At 73.6% G+C, this 1,660-nt stretch carries 1 protein-coding gene; it reads right to left on the bottom strand.

All coding sequences use genetic code 11. The annotated features are described in order from the left end of the window. The coding region (locus AC2W7M_RS25005; RefSeq protein WP_486135765.1) for a cation:proton antiporter domain-containing protein at nt 1-1,526 on the bottom strand (1,526 nt) is incomplete at its 3' end. Nucleotides 1,527-1,660 lie beyond the last annotated feature (134 nt).

Here is a 1,660-nt window from a genome sequence, read left to right as displayed (position 1 = left end):
CGGCCTTCCGGGCCAGCGCGCGCGCACCGCCCCGCACCATGGCTTTCCGCCGGGCCGGTGGAGTCGAGCGTGACCACGAAGGCGCTCGCCTGCGCGCCCGCCGAGCCGCTCCAGGAGTCGACGCCGCCCGGCATCGCCGAAAGAACACCGGCTGGGCCGCGCTGGCGCTCCACCGCCGCGCGCACCGGGTCGGCGTCGACCGCCACGAAGGGCACATTCTCGCGCACGAGGATCGCCGCCACCGTGCGGCCGACGCGGCCGAAGCCGCCGATCACCACATGGCCCGCGAGCGGGACCATGTCGGCCGGCGCCTCCAGATCGCGCGCATCCGCCCGCTCCAGCCGCGCGCCGAGCCTTCGGCCGAGCCGCGCCATCAGCGGGGTGAGGGCCAGCGTGATGACCACCGCCGTCACCAGGGCGCTCAGCTGCGCCGGGTCCACCAGCTTGCGCGCGGCGAGGAGGCCCAGCACCACCAGCGCGAACTCGCCGGTCTGGGCGAGCAGAATGGAGGCCTCGGCCGCCACCGGCCGCGGCGTGCCCATGAGGCGTACGGCGGCGTAGGTGAAGACGACCTTCACCGCCAGTACCGCCACCACCACCTGGACCAGGAGCCACGCATGCGGCAGCACGCCGGCGAGGTCGACGCTCATCCCCACGGTGACGAAGAACAGGCCGATCAGCAGGCCCTTGAACGGCTCCAGGTCGATCTCGATCTGGTGCCGGTAGGCGGTCTCCGACAACAGCATGCCGGCGAGGAAGGCGCCAAGCGCGGCCGAAAGCCCGGCGGCGTGGGTGAGGCCGGCGGCCCCCACCACCACCACCAGGGTGATGGCCATGATGAGGTCGCGCAGCCCCGTGCTGGCGGCGAGCGCCACCAGCGGCGCCAGCACGAAGCGCCCGGCGAGCAGGATCGCCACCACCGCCGCCGCCGCCTTGCCGAGGGCGGAGAGCGCGAGCCACGCCACGTCGCCCGACTGCGGTCCGAGCAGGTCCACCGCCAGCAGGATCGGCACCACCATCAGGTCCTGGAACAGCAGCACCGCGATCACCAATTGCCCGAAGGCGGTGAGCGAGCGGTGCTCGGAGACGAGCAGCTGGGTGACGACCGCGGTGGAGGAGAGCGCCAGCGACAGCCCCACCACCAGCGCCAGCCCCGGATGGCCGAACGGCAGATAGAGCAGGGCCGCGAGCGGCGCCGCGCACAGCGCCACCTGGAGCGCGCCGGCGCCGAACACCTCGCGCCTGAGCGCCCACAGCCGCGCCGCCGAGAATTCGAGCCCCAGCAGGAACAGGAGGAAGATCACGCCCAGCTCGCCGAAGGGCGCTACCCGCTCCGGGCTGGAAATGGTGATGAAGCGCACCAGCGGCGCATCGTCGGCGAAGCGGCCGAGCCCGTGCGGGCCGAGCAGCATGCCGATGGCGATGAAGCCCACCACCGCGCCGATGCGCGCCCGGTGGAACAGCGGCACCAGCACGCCGGCGGCGATGAGATAGACCATCGCGTCCTTGAGCACTGTCTCCGGCACGCTTCCCCCTGACCGCGCTATCGCCGCAGCGGAAGCTTACGCCTGCGCGCCGCCCGCCGGTATCCCCGCGCGATGCGCGCCTGCGTCACGGCACGTCGGGCACCGCGGCCGCGACCTGGCCCTGACGCGCCGCA

It is taken from the genome of Xanthobacter sp. BG11Y11_SDJG (genome assembly GCF_057364445.1).
The sequence above is the reverse complement of the archived record's forward strand: the minus strand, read 5'-3'. Positions and strand labels throughout refer to the sequence as shown.